Genomic DNA, 17,141 nt, shown 5'->3' with positions numbered 1-17,141 from the left:
CGCGCCGAAGCGGTGCGGTTGATGCGCGCGCCGGACACCCGCGCCGCCCTGGGGGCCGAGCCGCAGGCGGTGCTGACCCTGCGGCCGCTGATGCAGGCGGTCGGCCTGGCGGCCTGACCGCCCTTCGCGCGTCAGTCGAAGATGTCGAAGATGTCCAACCGCTTCTTCTTCTTGCGGTAGTGGTAGTCGTCGTCCCGGCGACGGTCGTGGTCATAGCGGTCGTCGCGAGGACGCGGCGGCTCGCGATAGGTCGGCTGGCTTCCCCAGGGTTGCTGAGGCTGAACGGGGGCTGGCTGCGGGGGCGGGGCGTAGGCGGCGGGCGCGGCGGCGCGCCCTTCGTCGGTCGCCGATTCCATCAGTTTTTCCAGCTCGCCGCGATCCAGCCAGACCCCGCGGCAGGTCGGGCACATGTCGAACTGGACGCCGTGGCGGTCCAGCGTCTGCATGGGCGCATTGTCGTTCGGGCACATCAGCAGGGGCATGACATCCTCTTTCGTCGTTGAATGCGGTCCGACATCACGCCGCCGAAGCGCCGCCAGAGGGGCCCGTCCCGCTACCGCAAAAGAGGTAGGGAGCGCCCGCCCGCGCGACAACGCGCCGCGTCGCCGCAGGCTCTGTTTTCATGCGGTCAGCAGTGCTGGCCCGCCGCCCAGCCCGACGACCAGGCCCACTGGAAGTTGTAGCCGCCCAGCCAGCCGGTGACGTCCGCGACCTCGCCGATGAAGAACAGGCCGGGGACCGCCTTGGCCTCCATCGTCTGCTGGTCCAGGGCGGCGGTGTCGACCCCGCCCAGGGTGACCTCGGCCGTGCGATAGCCTTCCGATCCGACGGGCTTGACCGTCCAGGCGTTGATCCCTTCGGCCAGGGCGCGCAGCTTCTTGTCGCCGACCTCGGCCAGCTTGCCCGACAGGTTTTCGCGCACACAAAGGGCTTCGGCCAGACGACGCGGCACGACGTGGCCGACGGCCGTATGGACCGCCTGCTTGCCGTTTTCGGTCTTGGCGGCCAGAATTTCAGCCGCCGCGTCGCGGTCGGGGGCCAGATCGACGGTGATCGCCTCGCCCTCGCGCCAGTAGGAGCTGATCTGCAGAATCGACGGCCCCGACAGGCCGCGATGGGTGAACAGCAGGCCTTCGCGGAAGACGGTTTCCTTGGTCGGGCGGCCGGCGCCCGCATCCTTGGGCGCCTTGTGCCGCACCACGGCGTCGACCGACACGCCCGCCAGCGGCTTGAGCTGTTCCAGCAGTCCCGGCTCGAACGTCAGAGGAACCAGCGCGGGCCGGGTGTCGGTGACGCGCAGGCCGAAGCGCCGCGCGACCTCATAGCCCCAGCCGGTGGCCCCCATCTTGGGAATGGACTTGCCGCCGGTCGCGACAACCAGCGAGGCCGCCGTCACGCGCGATCCGTCGTCCAGATCGACCTGAAACCGCTCGCCCGCGCGCTCCACCGCCTTGACGCCGAGGCCCAGCGACAGGGTGACGCCCGCCGCTTTCATCTCGTCCGTCAGCATGCGGATGATCTGCTTGGCGCTGTCGTCGCAGAACAGCTGGCCCAGCGTTTTCTCGTGCCAGGCGATCCCGTGGCGATCGACCATCTTGATGAAGTCGTGCTGGGTGAAGCGGCGCAGGGCCGACAGGGCGAAGCGCGGATTCTCGCCCAGGAAGTTGGCGCCGCCGGTCCCCAGATTGGTGAAGTTACAGCGCCCGCCGCCCGAGATGCGGATCTTCTCGCCGGGGGCGCGGGCGTGGTCGATCACGCGCACGCGGCGGCCGCGCTTGCCCGCCTCGATGGCGCACATCATGCCGGCCGCGCCGGCGCCGACGATCAGGACGTCGATGTCTGAAGACTTCATCGCCCCGCCCTAGCAGGAGCAGGCCCGGCCAGGGAAGGGCGCGAAGCGATGGCCTACAGGCCCAGCATGGCCCGATAGGTCGGATGCACCTGATCGGCGTATTCCGGGTGCTTCTTCAGATAGCTGGAGAAGAAGGGGCAGGTCGGCAGGATCAGCAGATCCTTCGCCTTCAGATCGGCCAGGACGTGCTTGGCCATGCGGCTGGCGATGCCGCGCCCTTCCAGCGGGACCGGCACAATGGTCTCGGTGATCAGCCGCCCGCCCGCGACGGGGTTGTAGATGACCACGGCGGTCTCGCCGTCGACGTCCAGCTCGTAGCGTTTGGCCTCTTCGTTGTCGCGGATTTCGGGGTCCAGGCTCATGTCGTCGTCCTTGGTTGGAGATAGGGTTAGTGCGCGTCGTCCCAGTTGCCGGCGGCCTTGGCTTCGACGTCAAGCGGAACGCTCAGGGCCACGGCCGGTTCGGCGGCGGTCTCCATCACGCGGCGAATGATGGCGACGGCGCGCTCGGCCTCTGCCTCGGGGGCTTCGAACACCAGTTCGTCGTGCACCTGCAGCAGCATGCGGGTCTGAAGGCCCGCTTCCGCCAGGGCGCCGGGCATGCGGATCATGGCGCGGCGGATAATGTCGGCGGCGGCGCCCTGGATCGGGGCGTTGATGGCCGCGCGCTCGCCGAACTGGCGCTCGGCGCCCGACTTGGAGTGGATGGCCGGGATGTGGATGCGTCGCCCGAAGACGGTGGTGACGAAGCCCTGCTCCTTCACCAGCGCCTTGGTCCTGTCCATGTACGCGCGGATGCCGGGGAAGCGCTCGAAATAGGTCTTGATGTAGGCCCCGGCCTCGCCCTGTTCGATGCCCAGCTGGGCGGCCAGTCCGAAGGCGCTGATGCCGTAGATGATGCCGAAGTTGATGGCCTTGGCCCGGCGGCGGGTCTCGCTGGGCATGCCCTCGACCGGGACGCCGAACATTTCCGAGGCGGTCGCCGCGTGGATGTCGAGGCCGTTCTTGAAGGCGCGCTTCAGCTCGGGGATGTCGCCGATGTGGGCCAGCAGGCGCAGTTCGATCTGGCTGTAGTCGGCGCTGATCAGCACATGGCCGGGCGAGGCGATGAAGGCCTGACGGATCTGGCGGCCCGTCTCGGTGCGGATCGGTATGTTCTGCAGGTTGGGGTCGGATGAGGCCAGACGCCCCGTCGTCGCCGCCGCCAGCTGATAGGAGGTGTGGACCCGGTTCGTCTGCGGGTCCATGGCCGCGACCAGGGCGTCGGTATAGGTGCCCTTCAGCTTCGACAGCTGACGCCAGTCCAGAATGGTGCGGGGCAGGGGATGGTTCTGGGCCAGATCCTCCAGCACGCTGGCGTCGGTGCCCCACTGGCCGCTGGCGGTCTTCTTGCCGCCGGGCAGGTTCATCTCGCCGAACAGGATCTCGCCGATCTGGCGCGGGCTGCCGACGTTGAACGGGCGGCCGGCCAGTTTGTGCGCCTCTTCCTCCAGCTCGGCCATGCGCTGGCCGAAGGTCGAGGACAGGGAGCGCAGCCGGTCCGGATCGACCCGCACCCCGGCCCGCTCCATGTCGGCCAGGACGGCGGGCATCCCGCGCTCCAGCGTCTCATAGACGCTCGACAGCCCCTCGGCCGCCAGGCGCGGCTTCAGCAGGCGATGCAGGCGCAGGGTCACGTCCGCGTCCTCGGCGGCGTAGCAGACGGCCGATTTCAGCTCGACGTGCTTGAAGCTCTTCTGGCTCTTGCCGGTCCCGGCCACGCTCTTGAACGGGATGGGCTCATGGCCGAGGTGCAGGCGCGCCAGCTCGTCCATGCCGTGGCCGTGCAGACCGCCTTCGAGGACGTAGGAGATCAGCATTACATCGTCGATCGGGGCGACTCGCACGCCGCGCCGCGCCATGACGGCGAGGTCGTATTTGATGTTCTGGCCGACCTTCAGCACCGACGGGTCTTCCAGCAGAGCTTTCAGCCGGGCCAGGGCCGTCGGCTTGTCGATCTGCTGCAGGGGCGGGCGCGCATCGCCGCCGTCGCCGAAGTCCAGCCCGCCGTCGCCGGTCGGCTCGTGCTCATGCGTCAGAGGGATGTAGCAGGCCTCGTTCGGCCCGACCGCCAACGACACCCCGCACAGCCCGGCGTGGGTCGAGGACAGGGCGTCGGTCTCGGTGTCGAAGCCGACCACGCCCGCCGCCTTCGCCCGCGCGATCCAGCGGTCGAGATCTTCCAGCGTCTGCACGCATTCATAGCGGTCGAGGTCGATCGCCTGGGGCTCGGCCGGGGCGGCGACCTCGGTCTGGCCATAGCGCGGGGTGGCGACGGGCGCGCTGATCGGGCGGGCGAAGGCCGAGCCTTCCTTCTGCGGCGCCTTGCCGTCGCCGACGCGGCGGGCCAGCGAACGGAACTCCATCGTCTCCAGGAAGGCCGACAGGGTCTCCGGGTCCGGGTCGCGGATGATGAAGTCGTCGATCGGCTCGGGAATCGGCGCGTCGCAGGTCAGCTTCACCAGTTCGCGCGACAGCCGGATCTGGTCGGCGAAGTTGATCAGGGTCTCGCGGCGTTTGGGCTGTTTGATCTCGCTGGCGCGCGCCAGCAGGGTGTCCAGATCGCCGTATTCATGGATCAGCTGGGCCGCCGTCTTGGGGCCGATGCCGGGGGCGCCCGGCACATTGTCGACGCTGTCGCCGATCAGGGCCTGAACCTCGACCACCTTGTCCGGCGTGACGCCGAACTTCTCGAACACGGCCTCTTCTTCCAGGCGGCGATCCTTCATCGGATCGTACATGACCACGCCGTCGCCGATCAGCTGCATCAGATCCTTGTCGGAGCTGACGATCACGGCCTCGCCGCCCGCGTCGCGCGCCTGACAGGCATAGGTGGCGATCAGGTCGTCGGCTTCATATCCGGCCATCTCGACGCAGTGGACGCCGAAGGCCTTGGTCGCCTCGCGCACCAGCGGGAACTGCGGGACCAGATCTTCGGGCGCCGGGGGGCGGTGGGCCTTGTACTGGTCATAGAGATCGTTGCGGAAGGTCTTCTCCGAATGGTCGAAGACGGCGACCAGGTGCGTCGGCCCGTCCTCGCCCTTCATGTCCTTCAGCAGCTTCCACAGCATGTTGCAGTAGCCTTGCACGGCGCCCACGGGCAGGCCGTCCGACTTGCGCGTCAGCGGCGGCAGGGCGTGATAGGCGCGGAAGATGTAGGCCGAGGCGTCGATCAACCACAGCCTGAGCGGCGGCCCGTCTTGCGTGAGGGGGCGGGCGGGGATTTCGGCGGGCGCGTCGGTCATGGCGCGAACATAGGGGGCCGAAGGCGCGGCGTCATCTGCGGTTCGGCTTTCCTCCCCACTGTGTGGGGAGGGGGACCACGCAGTGGTGGAGGGGCCAAGGACGGCGGAACCAAGAAGCCCCTCCGTCTCGTCGGCGATGCCGCCGATCCACCTCCCCATTGCATGGGGAGGAGAGCCTGCGTTTCTTACGGCTGCCAGCCGCCCGGCGTTTCGGGGATGACGTGTTCGCCCTCGTCCGAGACCTCGCCGCGGGTCTTCTTCACCTCGGCCCAGGCGGCGCGCAGCAGTCCGGTCACGCCCTCGCCCGAGACGCCGGACACCAGATAGGGCCGACGACCGGCGACCGCCTCCAGCTCCGCCGCCTTCTCCTCGCGGGCCTCGGGCGTCAGGGCGTCGATCTTGTTCAGCGCCAGGATCTCGACCTTGTCGGCCAGGCCCTCGCCATAGGCCTCCAGCTCGCCGCGGATGATGCGATAGGCCTCGACCACATCGTCCTGCGTGCCGTCGATCAGGTGGATCAGGCTGGCCGAGCGCTCGACGTGGCCCAGGAAGCGGGTGCCCAGACCTGCGCCCTCGCTGGCGCCTTCGATCAGGCCGGGGATGTCGGCGATGACGAAGCGTTCGGACGGGCTCAGGTCCACCATGCCCAGGTTCGGCGTCAGGGTGGTGAAGGGATAGTCCGCCACCTTGGGGCGCGCGGCCGAGACAGCCGACAGGAAGGTCGACTTGCCCGCATTGGGCAGGCCCGCCAGGCCGATGTCGGCGATCAGCTTCAGTCGCAGCCAGATCCAGCGCTCCTGGCCTTCCTGGCCGGGGTTGGCGTGGCGCGGGGCCTGGTTGACCGGCCCCTTGAAGCGGGTGTTGCCCCAGCCGCCGTTGCCGCCGGACAGCAGCTTCACCTTCAGGCCCGCCTCGTCCAGATCGACGAGCACCGTCTCCTTGTCCTCGTCCAGCACCTGGGTGCCGACGGGGACGCGCAGGACCACGTCCTCGCCCTTGGCGCCGTGCATCTGACGGCCCTGGCCGTGGTTGCCGGTCGCGGCCTTGAAATGCTGCTGATAGCGGAAGTCGATCAGGGTGTTCAGCCCGTCGGCCGACTCGACCCAGACGTCGCCGCCCTTGCCGCCGTCGCCGCCGTCGGGACCGCCGTTGGGAATGAATTTTTCGCGACGGAACGAGACAGAGCCCGCGCCGCCGTTGCCGGAGCGAATATAGATCTTGGCCTGATCGAGGAACTTCATGGGCGCCTTATGGCCCAGAAGCGCGGCGAATTACAGGCGGCCGAAATTCACGGGTGGGATTTCAGCCGCGCGCCCAGACGCCGAAGGGGTCGCGCCAGTCCATGCCCAGCGCCTGGGCCACGGCCGGATGGGTGATCTCGCCCTTCAGCACGTTCAGCCCCTTGGCCAGATGCGGGTCCGCGCGCAGGGCCTCCAACCCGTGGTCGGCAAGGGCCAGGCCGAAAGGCAGGGTGGCGTTGTTCAGGGCTTCCGAACTGGTGCGCGGCACGGCCCCCGGCATATTGCCGACGCAGTAGTGGATGACGTCGTCGACCACATAGGTGGGCTGGTCGTGAGTGGTCGGACGCGAGGTCTCGAAACAGCCGCCCTGGTCGATGGCGACGTCGATCAGGACGCTGCCCTTCTTCATCGACGCCAACTGGTCGCGCCGCACCAGGGTCGGCGCCTCGGCGCCCGGCGTCAGGACGGCGCCGATCACCACATCGGCCTTGGGCAGTTCCTCCTCGATGGCGTGCAGGGAGGAATAGCGGGTGATGACCCGCCCGCCGGTCACTTCGTCGATCTGGCGCATGCGAGGGATGGAGCGCTCCAGCACCACCACCTCGGCGCCCAGGCCCATGGCCATGCGCGCGGCGTTCAACCCCACGACCCCGCCGCCCAGCACCAGCACGCGCGCCGGCGCCACGCCCGGCACGCCGCAGAACAGCAGCCCCATGCCGCCCTTGTGCTTGAGCAGCGTCTCGGCCGCCGAGAAGACGGCGATGCGCCCCGCCACCTCGGACATGGGCGCCAGCAGCGGCAGGCCGCCGTTGCGGTCCGTCACCGTCTCATAGGCCACGGCGGCGCAGCCCGAGGCCAGCAGGGCCTTCGTCTGCTCGGGATCGGGCGCCAGGTGCAGATAGGTGAAGAGGATGTGGCCGTCGTTCAGCAGGGCGAACTCGGTCGGCTGCAGCTCCTTGACCTTCACGATCATGTCGCTGCCGGCGAAGACGGTGCGGGCGTCCGGCGCGATGCGCGCGCCCGCCTTGACGTAGTCGGCGTCGGAAAAGCCTGCTCCGAGACCCGCGCCGGCCTCCATGACGACGGCGTGGCCGTGGGCGACGTATTCGCGCACGGCGGCGGGCGTCAGGCCGACGCGATGTTCATTGGTCTTGATTTCTCGGGGGCAGCCGACGCGCATCTTCTTTTCAAAGTCCTGGCCCTGGCATAGGGCGCGGCGACGCTAAACAAGCCGCCAAGGTCGCGCCAGCGAAAAATAAAACCCCGCCGAGCGATGGTCTCGGCGGGGTCCAGGCGCAGCCTTTTGATCAAAAAGAGATCAGTTCTTGGCGTCGCGGGCCGCGCCTTCGACGGCTTGGCCGGCGGCCTGGGTGTCCTTGCCCACGCCCTGAATGGTGTTGCAGGCGGCGGTGGTCAGGGCGGCGGCGGCGACGGCCAGAATGATGAGTTTGCGCATGAGAGGCTCCTGAGGGTTTCGGGCTTGGCGCCCGTCCCGGAAACAACGCTACGCTTGAGCCTGGGTTCCGCTGAGACGGAAGGCGGCGACCTCGCGCACATGGGCCGGTCCATGGGCTTCGGGCGTGACGAAGGTCAGGCGGGCGATCGAGCCGCCTTCGGGCGCGGGCACGGTTTCGGCCTCGCCGCGCAGCTGTTTGGCGAAGGCGATCATCAGGGTGCGGCCCACCCCCGCCTCGGCGGCGTCGGCGACGCCGGGGCCGTCGTCCTGCACCTCCAGAACGCTGACGTCGCCCTGCACGCGGAAGCGGACCTGAAGGTCGCCGCCGCGCTCGGCGAAGGCGTGTTTCTGGGCGTTGGAGACGGCCTCGACCACCCACAGGGCCAGGGGCGCCAGCTTGTCGGGGTCGATGACCAGGGGATCGGCTTGGATCGTCGTCGTCACCAGGGGGCCGCGCACCGCCTCGCCGGCGATCAACTGGCCGACCAGCTCGCGCAGGAAGGTCTCGGAGTCCGCCTCGCGGACGTGCTCGCTCTGGTAGAGGATGCGGTAGATCAGGGCCAGGGCGGCGATCCTCTGGCGGGTGTCGCCTAGGGCCGCGCGGGCGCTGGGGTCGGTCACCGCCCGTTGCTGCATCGACAGCAGGGAGGAGATGATCTGCAGGTTGTTCTTCACCCGGTGATGGATTTCGCGCATCAGCGCGTCTTTCTCGTCCAGGGCCTCCAGCAGGGCCTTGTCGCGCCGGGTGATGTTGTCGCCCAGGGCGCCGAGGGTGCGGGCCAGGACGCGGATCTCGGCCGGGGCGTGCTCGGCCTGGACCGGGCGGACCGAGAAGCGGCCGCGCGCATAGATGGCGGCCACTCGTTCCAGATAGGCCAGCCAGCGCACCACGATCCGCTCGGACAGCAGCATGACGGCGGCGAAGGTCGCCAGCCAGGCCGCCAGCGGCAACAGCAGGGTGCCGAAGGGGTTCAGTCGCGCCCAGGACAGCAGGCCCGGCGCCGGGGCGGACAGCAGGACGAAGACGTCGCGTCCCGACAAGGGCGCGCCCGCATAGACATGGCGGCGACCGCGCGCGTCCTTGGCTTCGAACAGGGCGGTGTCGCCGCGCTGAGCCTGAGCGGCCCAGGCGGCGATGGCCTGGGGATCGTTGAGCTGGAAGGCCTGGGCGTCGGTCGCGGTCAGCACGCGGCCGGTGGTGTCGATCACCGCCGCCTGAGCGCCGGCGGGCAGGGCGGGGTCGCGAATGTCCGGCTGCAGCGCAGCGAGCGGAAGGATGGCGGCCATCGCCCCCTGGAAGGCGCCCATGGGGCGTTCGGAACGCACCGCGACCAGCAGGGCGTTCTGCTGGCCGGGGGTCCATTCCATGACCACGTCTTCACCGCGTTTCAGCCGCTGGTACCAGGATCTTTCGCGCACCTCGGCGCCCGAGGGCGGGGGAATGGGGCGGGAGGCGCAGACCGGCTCGCCCGTGGCGCTGAAACGCGCCAGACCGGCGATGCTGTCCATCCGCTCGACCAAGGCGGTCAGGCGCGGCTCGCAATAGAAGCCGACGCCCTCGGGGGCAAGGGCCTGCAACAGCACCACGGCGCTGTCGATGTTGTTCTTGGCGTGGGCGGCGCTGCGGTCGGCGGCCAGTTGCAGGTCGATGCGTTGCTCGGCGGCTTGGCGGCGGAAGCCGGCCTCGGTCTGGATCGCAGCCAGCAGCAGGATCGGCAGCAGGGCGATGGCCATGGCCACGCCGAGACGGAAGCGGATTCCCTGCATGCTGGGCCGTCCGAGCTTGCGCCCGAACGTGCGGCCCAGAATCCGGCCCAGAACCCGGCCGACCCGCAGCACGACTATCTCCGCCCGGAGCCGCTCAGCCTGTCGGCGTCGGCCAGGATGGATCGCATCGCGTCCCCGGCGGACTTTCCGTCGCGGGCGTAGCCGCCGCGCTCCAGCGTGGCCTGCAACGCCTTGCGGGCGCGCGACACGCGGCTCTTCACCGTGCCCACGGCGCACTGGCAGATTTCGGCCGCCTCCTCATAGGCGAAGCCGCCGGCGCCGACCAGGATCAGGGCTTCCCTCTGCTCCTCGGGCAGGGTCTGCAGCGCCTGGCGCAGCTCGTCCAGGGCCACGGGCGCCTCGGGATCATCGACGGCGATCAAGGTGCGTTCGGCGGCTTCCTGGTCCAACTGGGTCTGACGCCAGGACCGGCGCTTCTCCGAGTAGAACTGGTTACGCAGGATCATGAAGGTCCAGGCCTTCATGTTCGTGCCCATCTGATAGCTGGCGCGGGCGTCCCAGGCCTTCATCATGGCTTCCTGGGCCAGGTCGTCGGCCGCAGTCGGGTCGCCGGTCAGGGTGCGGGCGAAGGCCCGCAGATGGGGGATCAGGGTGACCAGTTCGGCCTTGAAGGCGCCGTCATCGGCCGACGGGGGCCGGGATGGGGTGCTGGTCACTGTCCCTCCTTGGCGGACGACGCTTGATCGGCGCGTCTGAGGATCTCAAGGAATTCGTCGGGAACAGGCTCGTTCACGACCTCGTCGAACATGTGGCGCAGCTTCACGCCGATCGCCTGCTGGCGCAGACGGACCTCTTCAAGCCCTCGATCGTGCGACGGTGTCCCGTCGGGGTGAGCGGGGGTGTCCTTGGTGTTGATCATTGAGTTTACGGCTGCCGCCCAAGCCAGTTGAAACGCCTGTAGAAGCAGAAAACGCCGCCTCTCGCATACGGTTCCTAACGTCAGGCGTTTTTATGCTCAAGCTTGATGACGGCGCGGGAACCGTGGCCCATGTGATACGTTGAGTCCGTTGGTGCGCCGACTAACGTGCGGCGCGAAGATTGTCGGGGAACGAACCAATATGAGCCTTCTGGCCAGACTTGCGCCTCATCTGCCCTACGTTCGTCGTTACGCTCGGGCGCTGACCGGCGATCAGACGACGGGCGACAACTATGTCCGCGTGGCCCTTGAAGCCCTGGCGGCGGGCGAGCGCCAACTGCCGACAGACATGACCCCGCGCGTGGCCTTGTATCACGTCTTCCACACCATCTGGTCGGCCACGGGCGCCCAGCTTGAGGACGGCGGGACGGCCGAGGGCGACGACGCCGCTCATCGCCTGATGCGGATTTCGCCGCGCTCGCGTCAGGCCTTTCTGCTGACGGCGTTGGAAGGCTTCACGCCGTCCGAGGCGGCTCAGATCCTGGCCGTCGATCCGCGCACGGTCGAGCGTCTGATCGCCGAGGCCCAGTCGGACATCGACGCCGAACTGGCGACGGATGTCCTGATCATCGAGGATGAAGCCATCATCTCGGCCGACATCGAAAGCCTGGTGAAGGAGCTGGGCCACCGCGTCACCGGCACCGCCACCACCCATGACGAGGCTGTGGACGCCGTGTCGCGTCACACGCCGGGTCTGGTTCTGGCCGACATCCAATTGGCCGACGGCTCGTCGGGCATCGATGCGGTCAAGGACATCCTCAAGCGCTTCGACGTGCCGGTCATCTTCATCACCGCCTTCCCCGAGCGGCTGCTGACCGGCGAGCGTCCTGAGCCGACCTTCCTGATCACCAAGCCTTTCCAGCCGGAGACGGTGAAGGCGGCGATCAGCCAGGCGCTGTTCTTCCATCCGTCGCGCCAGAAGCAGGCCGCGTAGGGGCGACGCTATTTCGAAGGGCCCCGAGCGCCGCCTCGGGGCTTTTTCGCGTTTAGGTGGCGTTGTCGGCCAGCGCCGCAGCCGGAGCTTCGGCCGCTGCCTCGACCGGCGCCGGTTCGGAGGCGCCGTCTTGACGTTGGAAGCCCGTGTTGCTGACCGCCCACATGCCGATCAGCAGCACGGCGGCGGCTCCGGCTGAGAGCAGCAGGATGACCAGAGTTCGCCGCCCGCTGCGTCCCTGGCGGACATATTGGGCCTCGACGGCGTGGTGGTCATGAACGGCGTCGGCGGAGTGGGAATGCGGGTCTTGATGGGTCATCGGCTCGCCTCCTTTTGGCGGTCGGGAAACCTCTAGGGCCAACGCCGCCGTCGCTCGGCCGTTCCGTGACGGCCGCACGGCGCCGGGCGGTTGGCGTGCCTTGGAACCGAGTTTCGCGCGCGCCGTTATCCGGTGGTCGAGGGCTATTCCCCCGGATCGGCCTGACCGTCGGTCTTCGCCCTCGCCTCATTCTCGATGATGCGACTCCTAGGCGGATCCTGAACGGGTCCGCCTTCTTTTTTGTCGAAGGCTGGGGCTGTCGCGGTTCGACGCGCTTGCTCTCTCGAGGCGAGGCGCCACTATGGGTTCTGAAAGAAAACGCTTGAGGGAGACGGAAGATGAGCCTGCGCAACAGACAATGGATCCTGCGTCAGCGGCCGCACGGCCTGATCCAGGATGGCGACTTGGAGCTGGTCGAGAGCGTCACGCCCGACCTGAAGGACGGCGAGGTTCTGGTCCGCACCGTCTATCTGTCGATCGATCCGACCAACCGCACCTGGATGAATGATTCCGAAGGCTATCTGCCGCCCGTCGGCCTGGGCGACGTCATGCGCGGCCTGACCCTGGGCGTGGTCGAGCAGTCGCGCGGCGAGCGATACAAGGAAGGCGATCTGGTCATGCCTCTGTCGGGGGCCTGGGCCGACTACGCCGTCGTGCCCGAGGCGGGGCTGCGGCCGGTCCACCGCGCGCCAGGCCTGCCGCTGACGGCCAACCTGTCCGTCTTGGGCATGACCGGCATGACCGCCTATTTCGGCGTCACCGACGTGCTGAAGGCGAAGGCCGGCGAGACCCTGGTCATCTCGGCGGCGGCGGGGGCGGTCGGCTCCATCGCCGGCCAGGTGGCCAAGCAGCGCGGCTGCCGCGTCATCGGCATCGCCGGCGGCGCCGAGAAATGCCGCTGGCTGACCGAGGAACTCGGCTTCGACGCGGCCGTCGACTACAAGAACGAGGACGTGGGCGACGCCCTGGACCGCCTGGCCCCCGACGGAATCGACCTCAATTTCGAGAACGTCGGCGGCGACATCATGATCGCCGTGTGGAACCGGCTGAAGGTGCACGGCCGCATGGCCGTCTGCGGCCTGATCTCGGCCTATAACGCCACGCGGATGCCGCCCTCGCCCAACTTCGCCCGCATCATCACCCACCGCCTGGACGTGAAGGGCTTCCTGGTCCTCGACTACGCCCATCGCGCCAAGGAGATGGTCGCCGAGATGGGGCCGTGGCTGGCCGACGGGAATATCCACTGGAAGGTCCATGTCGATGACGGTCTGGAAGGGGCGGTCGGCTCGCTGAATCGCTTGTTCACGGGCGACCATGACGGCAAGCTGATGGTCAGGGTGTCCGAAGAACCGGCCGCCTGACGGAGGGAAGACCACGCATGACCGAGCCGCTGCACGTCCATTTCGAGGATCTCGAGATCGGTCAGGTCATCCCCCTGGGCGCCTGCGCCGTGGATGCGGCGGCGCTGGATCTGTTCGCGGAACGGTTCCAGCCGGGGTGGGATGTGGCCTACGGCGCGCCCGAGGCCATGGTCTACGCCTTGTGGAGCCGTCTGGCCGCCGACCGCACCAGCGGCTGGGCGGGCGCCAAGACCCTGGCGGTCGACGGCCTGCGTTTCCTGCGCAGTCCCCCGGCGGGCGAGCTTCTGCGCGGCCGTCTGACCATCATGGGCAAGGATCCGGTCGGCGACGAAAAGGGCGTCGTCATCGCTCAGCAGGACTTGCTGGACGAGGCGGGGCGGCTGGTCTTCTCCTGCCTGACACGCGCCCTGATCGCGCGCCGATAAGACTTCCTTCTCTCGCAAGGAGAGAAGGACAAGAAAACGCCCCGCCAGTTTCCTGACGGGGCGTTTGCCGTTTGGTGTTCCAAGGGCCTCAAGCAGCGCGAACGCGCGTTAGGCCCTCAAAAATCAGGCGTTGGCGGCGACCGGCTGCTGCTTGGCGGCGCGGGTCAAGGCCACGGCGATCAGACGATCCCAGCCCAGCAGCGACACCAGGTGGGCGTAGATCTGGCCCAGGGCGCCGTTGTCGCGCAGTTCGGCCAGCTTCTCGGCCGGCAGGGCCTTCAGCTTGTCTTCCGAGACGGCGAAATACTCGGCGATCTTCTGCGGGGTTCCAGCCGTGCCGTCGGCGTTGCGCGGGGTGTAGTTGGCCTCACGCACCTCGAACAGGTCCAGTTCCTTCAGCAGGGCGACAAAGGATTCGCTGCGCACGCGCTCCTGCTCGAAGTTGTTGCAGAACTCCATGCCGAAATTGACGTAGCCGCTGGGCTGGCCGTTTTCGAACAGGGGGGTCTCGCCGCCTTCGACCACGAAGGGGGCGGCGCGGTCGATGCACAGCACCATGCGCTTCTGTTCTTCGTCATTGGCGAAGACGAAGGGATAGCGACGGACGTAGGCCGGGATGTAGGCGTCGGGGCGGAAGTCGCCGTCCTCGATGAACAGGTTCTCACCGGCGTTCAGGCCCATGGCCGCGACCGGCTGCTTGGCGTCGCCGACGAAGATGACCGGATAGGTCAGGGCGGCCGGGGCGAACTCCGTCACCGTCAGCGGCACCACATTGGTTTGGGCGACGAAGGCGTAGGGCTTGTCCGCCGGGGTCACGCCCAGCTTGCCGTGAGCCTCGGCCGACAGGGGCTCGGGCTGGGAATAGAACAGGACGTTGCCCGACAGGGGGCTGTTCGCTTGGGTCGCGTCGGTCATGAAAAAAGGATCTTCTGAACAGAAAGGACGGTTCTTCTAACCCATGGCCGGGGTCGCCGCAAACGCCGCTGTTTGGCCACATTGAGCCGGCGCCGGGCGCGGCGCGAGCGGGTGCGACCGTCGATGCGGTTGCAGCGACGGCCCTGACCTCCTAGCTGTAGGCCATGGGTCTGGCCTGCGATCATGAACACGCTGAACACGAGCTCGGCGCCGCCGAGGTGGAGCGCGCCCTGACGGCCGTCGAGGCGCGCTGCGCCGCCGACGGCGAGCGCATGACCGCCCCGCGCCGCCGCGTGCTGGAGCTGCTGTTGACGGCGGGCGAGCCGGTGAAGGCCTATGACCTGATCGCCCGCTACGGCCTGGACGGCCAGGCCGCCAAGCCGCCGACCGTCTATCGCGCGCTCGACTTTCTGGAGCGCCGGGGCCTGGCGCACCGCATCGCCTCCATCAGCGCCTATGTCGCCTGCACCGCCGATGCGCTCGGCGAGGACAAGGGCCATGCGGCCGCCTTCCTGATCTGCGACTGCTGCGGCGCCGCCGAAGAGGTGGCGGTTCAGGGCGGCGACGCCTTCGCTCGCGCCGCCGCCGGCGCCGGCTACGCCATCGAACGCACCACCATAGAAGGGCATGGCCGCTGCCCGGCCTGTCGCGTGGCGGCCTGAACCTGATGGACGCCCTGGCCCTGTCGGCGCCGCGCCGGATCAGCGTCCCCATCGACAACCGCTGGGGCGGCGGCGAGATGGCGGTTCTGGACTTCGGCGATCCCGAGCGTCCGGTCGATCTGGTCTTCGTCCACGCCAACGGCTTCAACGCCCGCACCTACCGCACCCTGTTGCAGCCCCTGTCCAGCGCCCTGCGCATCTGGGCGCCCGACCTGCGCGGCCACGGGGCGACGCGCCTGCCCGCGGAGCCCGAGGGCCATCGCAGCTGGAAGGATCATCGCGACGACCTGATCGGCCTGCTGGAGGCGATCGGCGGCCCGCCGGTGGCCCTGGCCGGTCATTCCATCGGCGGGACCAGCGGCCTGCTGGCCGCCGCCGAACAGCCCGAACGGGTGTCGCGCCTGCTGCTGCTCGACCCCGTGATCTGGCCGCGCGCCATGGTGATGGCGCTGAACCTGCCGCTGGCGAGCCGGCTGTCGCATCACTTTCCCATCGTCTCGCGCACCCTGAAGCGTCGCGCGGTGTTCGGCAGCCGTGAACAGGCCCTGGCCGCCTATCGCGGACGGGGCGCCTTCAAGGGCTGGCCGGACCTGATGCTGGCCGACTATCTGGCCGACGGCCTGGCCGAGACGGATCGGGGGCTGGAGCTGACCTGCAGCCCGGCGTGGGAGGCGTCCAACTACGGCGCCCAGGCGCATGACCCGTGGCGGGCTCTGGCCCGCTATCCGGGGGCGGTGCGCATCCTCAAGGGCGAGACCGGCAGCCTGTGCGCGGTTCGACCCTCAGCGCGCCGCGCGAACATGCAGGTCGAGGCGGTGGCGGGCGGCGGCCATCTGTTCCCCATGACCCACGCCGAGATCACGCGCGACGCCCTGTTCGACCTGGCGGTCTGATCCCGCGCTTGGCGGAACGTCTCCGTCGCGCCAAAAGGCTGTACGGAACCGGCCGGGAGGGAGGATCGTCATATGACCGCAGACCTGACGGTGCGCCGCGCGACGGCGACGGACGCCGGGCGCATCCACGCCCTGATGCGCGCTCTGGCGGAGCATGAGGGCCTGGCGCCCTATCTCGCCGCCACGCCGGACAGTCTGACGCAGGCGTTGTCGGCCGAGCCGCCGCGCGCCGCCTTCCTTTTGGCCGAGATCGCAGGGCGGGCAGCGGGTTTCGTCTCCTGGACGCGGGTCTACGGCATCTGGCGGGGCGGGGACTACCTCAACCTCGACGACCTGTTCGTGGCCGAAGAGGCGCGCGGCGCTGGCGTAGGCGAGGCGCTGATGCGGGCTTTCGCGGCCGAGGCGGCGGGCGAGGGTCTGAGCGGCCGCTGGGAGGTTCGCGCGGACAATCACGGCGCGCGGCGCTTCTACGCCCGCCTCGGCGCCGAGCAGGAAGAGAAGGTCGTGGTGCGCTGGTCGGCCCAGGCCATGAGGACGACGCCCTAGCCTCAGGGGTTGTCGCGCGTCGGTTCGATGCTAGTCCTGACGGACGATGACGTCCGCCTCTTCTTCTCAACTGCCGCGCATCCTGCTGGGGGCGCTGATCGGCGCTGTCCTGGGCCTGCTGATGCTGGGGGTGGCGCTGGCCGCCTGGTGGCTGGCGGTCGCGCGTCATGAGCCTCAGCTGATCGTCGCGCCCGAGGGATTCGAGGCGCGGCTGGAAGCGGCGGCCGGCGGCGCCGCCTTCGGCCTTACGCCCGTCTATGTCCATGATCGCGACGGCCCCGATTCCAGCGGCGCCGCTTGGTTGTCCCAGATCGCCTCCGAGCTCGAAGCCCAGGGCCATGAGCTTCGGCCCGTTCCGACGGACGACGCCGAACTGACCCGCGAGATCGAGCGCCTGGCTCACCGCTGGGCCGAGCCGCCGCGCCGCCCGCTGCTGATCTGGAGAGGGCCGAAGGGGCTGATGCTGTGCCGCTGCGATCATCCGCGCGCGCGGGCGCAGGCGCGTCAGCTGCTGGCGGCGTCGGCCTCGACGCCGGCGGATGCGGTCGAG

19 protein-coding genes are annotated in these 17,141 nt (G+C 68.9%); 7 read left to right on the top strand and 12 right to left on the bottom strand.

Going from position 1 to position 17,141, the window contains the following annotated elements:
* Nucleotides 1-131 precede the first annotated feature (131 nt).
* From B2Y21_RS15145 to B2Y21_RS15100, 10 genes are all read right to left on the bottom strand, one after another.
* Nucleotides 132-482, bottom strand: a complete 351-nt coding sequence (locus B2Y21_RS15145) for a zf-TFIIB domain-containing protein (RefSeq protein ID WP_292060659.1) — start codon at nt 480-482, stop codon at nt 132-134.
* Between the two features lie 146 nt (nt 483-628).
* The gene (locus B2Y21_RS15140) at nt 629-1,852 is read right to left on the bottom strand and encodes an NAD(P)/FAD-dependent oxidoreductase (RefSeq protein WP_292060658.1); all 1,224 of its coding nucleotides are present in this window, start codon (nt 1,850-1,852) and stop codon (nt 629-631) included.
* Between the two features lie 53 nt (nt 1,853-1,905).
* A complete protein-coding gene (locus B2Y21_RS15135) occupies nt 1,906-2,214 on the bottom strand; it encodes a GNAT family N-acetyltransferase (protein WP_292060657.1) in 309 nt (102 codons plus the stop codon).
* A gap of 26 nt (nt 2,215-2,240) precedes the next feature.
* Complete coding sequence (polA, locus tag B2Y21_RS15130; RefSeq protein WP_292060656.1) at nt 2,241-5,135, bottom strand: DNA polymerase I; 2,895 nt, start codon at nt 5,133-5,135, stop codon at nt 2,241-2,243.
* Nucleotides 5,136-5,320: 185 nt separating this feature from the next.
* A complete protein-coding gene (obgE, locus tag B2Y21_RS15125) occupies nt 5,321-6,376 on the bottom strand; it encodes a GTPase ObgE (protein ID WP_292060655.1) in 1,056 nt (351 codons plus the stop codon).
* A 61-nt stretch (nt 6,377-6,437) separates the two neighbouring features.
* Entirely contained in the window at nt 6,438-7,556 is a 1,119-nt protein-coding gene (gene ald / locus B2Y21_RS15120) for an alanine dehydrogenase (protein WP_292060654.1), read from the bottom strand.
* A gap of 138 nt (nt 7,557-7,694) precedes the next feature.
* The gene (locus tag B2Y21_RS15115) at nt 7,695-7,832 is read right to left on the bottom strand and encodes an entericidin A/B family lipoprotein (RefSeq protein ID WP_024355200.1); all 138 of its coding nucleotides are present in this window, start codon (nt 7,830-7,832) and stop codon (nt 7,695-7,697) included.
* A 48-nt stretch (nt 7,833-7,880) separates the two neighbouring features.
* The gene (locus tag B2Y21_RS15110; protein WP_292060660.1) at nt 7,881-9,599 is read right to left on the bottom strand and encodes a sensor histidine kinase; all 1,719 of its coding nucleotides are present in this window, start codon (nt 9,597-9,599) and stop codon (nt 7,881-7,883) included.
* Nucleotides 9,600-9,673: 74 nt separating this feature from the next.
* Nucleotides 9,674-10,276 carry a sigma-70 family RNA polymerase sigma factor gene (locus B2Y21_RS15105; protein WP_003164198.1) on the bottom strand — a complete coding sequence of 201 codons (603 nt, stop codon included), beginning with the start codon at nt 10,274-10,276 and terminating at the stop codon, nt 9,674-9,676.
* Complete coding sequence (locus B2Y21_RS15100; protein ID WP_292060653.1) at nt 10,273-10,479, bottom strand: NepR family anti-sigma factor; 207 nt, start codon at nt 10,477-10,479, stop codon at nt 10,273-10,275. Before B2Y21_RS15100 ends, B2Y21_RS15105 begins: the two co-directional genes overlap by 4 nt.
* A gap of 199 nt (nt 10,480-10,678) precedes the next feature.
* Between B2Y21_RS15100 and B2Y21_RS15095 the strand changes: the two genes are divergently transcribed.
* On the top strand, nt 10,679-11,470 hold the full coding sequence (locus tag B2Y21_RS15095; protein ID WP_292060652.1) for a response regulator: 792 nt from the start codon (nt 10,679-10,681) through the stop codon (nt 11,468-11,470).
* Nucleotides 11,471-11,522: 52 nt separating this feature from the next.
* Here the strand turns inward: B2Y21_RS15095 and B2Y21_RS15090 are convergent, their stop codons facing one another.
* Nucleotides 11,523-11,789: a hypothetical protein gene (locus B2Y21_RS15090; RefSeq protein ID WP_292060650.1), complete on the bottom strand. Its 267-nt coding sequence runs from the start codon at nt 11,787-11,789 to the stop codon at nt 11,523-11,525.
* 338 nt (nt 11,790-12,127) lie between these two features.
* Between B2Y21_RS15090 and B2Y21_RS15085 the strand changes: the two genes are divergently transcribed.
* Nucleotides 12,128-13,150, top strand: a complete 1,023-nt coding sequence (locus tag B2Y21_RS15085; RefSeq protein ID WP_292060649.1) for an NADP-dependent oxidoreductase — start codon at nt 12,128-12,130, stop codon at nt 13,148-13,150.
* Nucleotides 13,151-13,167: 17 nt separating this feature from the next.
* Entirely contained in the window at nt 13,168-13,575 is a 408-nt protein-coding gene (locus tag B2Y21_RS15080) for a MaoC family dehydratase (protein ID WP_292060648.1), read from the top strand.
* A gap of 123 nt (nt 13,576-13,698) precedes the next feature.
* Here B2Y21_RS15080 and B2Y21_RS15075 read toward each other — a convergent pair whose 3' ends face one another.
* Complete coding sequence (locus tag B2Y21_RS15075; protein WP_292060646.1) at nt 13,699-14,490, bottom strand: SapC family protein; 792 nt, start codon at nt 14,488-14,490, stop codon at nt 13,699-13,701.
* Between the two features lie 164 nt (nt 14,491-14,654).
* Here B2Y21_RS15075 and B2Y21_RS15070 point away from each other — a divergent pair, with 164 nt between their 5' ends.
* From B2Y21_RS15070 to B2Y21_RS15055, 4 genes are all read left to right on the top strand, one after another.
* Nucleotides 14,655-15,152 carry a Fur family transcriptional regulator gene (locus tag B2Y21_RS15070; protein WP_003164191.1) on the top strand — a complete coding sequence of 166 codons (498 nt, stop codon included), beginning with the start codon at nt 14,655-14,657 and terminating at the stop codon, nt 15,150-15,152.
* A gap of 5 nt (nt 15,153-15,157) precedes the next feature.
* Nucleotides 15,158-16,045 carry an alpha/beta fold hydrolase gene (locus tag B2Y21_RS15065; RefSeq protein WP_292060645.1) on the top strand — a complete coding sequence of 296 codons (888 nt, stop codon included), beginning with the start codon at nt 15,158-15,160 and terminating at the stop codon, nt 16,043-16,045.
* Between the two features lie 72 nt (nt 16,046-16,117).
* Nucleotides 16,118-16,591, top strand: coding sequence for a GNAT family N-acetyltransferase (locus B2Y21_RS15060; RefSeq protein ID WP_292060644.1), 474 nt, complete (start codon nt 16,118-16,120; stop codon nt 16,589-16,591).
* Nucleotides 16,592-16,637: 46 nt separating this feature from the next.
* Nucleotides 16,638-17,141 (top strand): hypothetical protein (locus B2Y21_RS15055; RefSeq protein ID WP_292060643.1); only part of this gene is annotated, 504 nt, incomplete at its 3' end.

This window comes from Brevundimonas sp. UBA5936, from assembly GCA_002430835.1.
In the GTDB taxonomy this organism is placed as follows: domain Bacteria; phylum Pseudomonadota; class Alphaproteobacteria; order Caulobacterales; family Caulobacteraceae; genus Brevundimonas.
The sequence above is the reverse complement of the archived record's forward strand: the minus strand, read 5'-3'. Positions and strand labels throughout refer to the sequence as shown.

Excerpts from the sequence above, each read along its gene's own strand:
- ald (WP_292060654.1), bottom strand. The coding sequence starts at position 7,556 with ATGCGCGTCGGCTGCCCCCGAGAAATCAAGACCAATGAACATCGCGTC.
- B2Y21_RS15100 (WP_292060653.1), bottom strand. The coding sequence starts at position 10,479 with ATGATCAACACCAAGGACACCCCCGCTCACCCCGACGGGACACCGTCG.
- B2Y21_RS15095 (WP_292060652.1), top strand. The coding sequence starts at position 10,679 with ATGAGCCTTCTGGCCAGACTTGCGCCTCATCTGCCCTACGTTCGTCGT.
- B2Y21_RS15060 (WP_292060644.1), top strand. The coding sequence starts at position 16,118 with ATGACCGCAGACCTGACGGTGCGCCGCGCGACGGCGACGGACGCCGGG.
- obgE (WP_292060655.1), bottom strand. The coding sequence starts at position 6,376 with ATGAAGTTCCTCGATCAGGCCAAGATCTATATTCGCTCCGGCAACGGC.
- B2Y21_RS15075 (WP_292060646.1), bottom strand. The coding sequence starts at position 14,490 with ATGACCGACGCGACCCAAGCGAACAGCCCCCTGTCGGGCAACGTCCTG.
- B2Y21_RS15065 (WP_292060645.1), top strand. The coding sequence starts at position 15,158 with ATGGACGCCCTGGCCCTGTCGGCGCCGCGCCGGATCAGCGTCCCCATC.
- B2Y21_RS15135 (WP_292060657.1), bottom strand. The coding sequence starts at position 2,214 with ATGAGCCTGGACCCCGAAATCCGCGACAACGAAGAGGCCAAACGCTAC.
- B2Y21_RS15085 (WP_292060649.1), top strand. The coding sequence starts at position 12,128 with ATGAGCCTGCGCAACAGACAATGGATCCTGCGTCAGCGGCCGCACGGC.
- B2Y21_RS15080 (WP_292060648.1), top strand. The coding sequence starts at position 13,168 with ATGACCGAGCCGCTGCACGTCCATTTCGAGGATCTCGAGATCGGTCAG.
- B2Y21_RS15115 (WP_024355200.1), bottom strand. The coding sequence starts at position 7,832 with ATGCGCAAACTCATCATTCTGGCCGTCGCCGCCGCCGCCCTGACCACC.
- B2Y21_RS15070 (WP_003164191.1), top strand. The coding sequence starts at position 14,655 with ATGGGTCTGGCCTGCGATCATGAACACGCTGAACACGAGCTCGGCGCC.
- B2Y21_RS15090 (WP_292060650.1), bottom strand. The coding sequence starts at position 11,789 with ATGACCCATCAAGACCCGCATTCCCACTCCGCCGACGCCGTTCATGAC.
- B2Y21_RS15140 (WP_292060658.1), bottom strand. The coding sequence starts at position 1,852 with ATGAAGTCTTCAGACATCGACGTCCTGATCGTCGGCGCCGGCGCGGCC.
- B2Y21_RS15110 (WP_292060660.1), bottom strand. The coding sequence starts at position 9,599 with ATGCAGGGAATCCGCTTCCGTCTCGGCGTGGCCATGGCCATCGCCCTG.
- polA (WP_292060656.1), bottom strand. The coding sequence starts at position 5,135 with ATGACCGACGCGCCCGCCGAAATCCCCGCCCGCCCCCTCACGCAAGAC.
- B2Y21_RS15145 (WP_292060659.1), bottom strand. The coding sequence starts at position 482 with ATGCCCCTGCTGATGTGCCCGAACGACAATGCGCCCATGCAGACGCTG.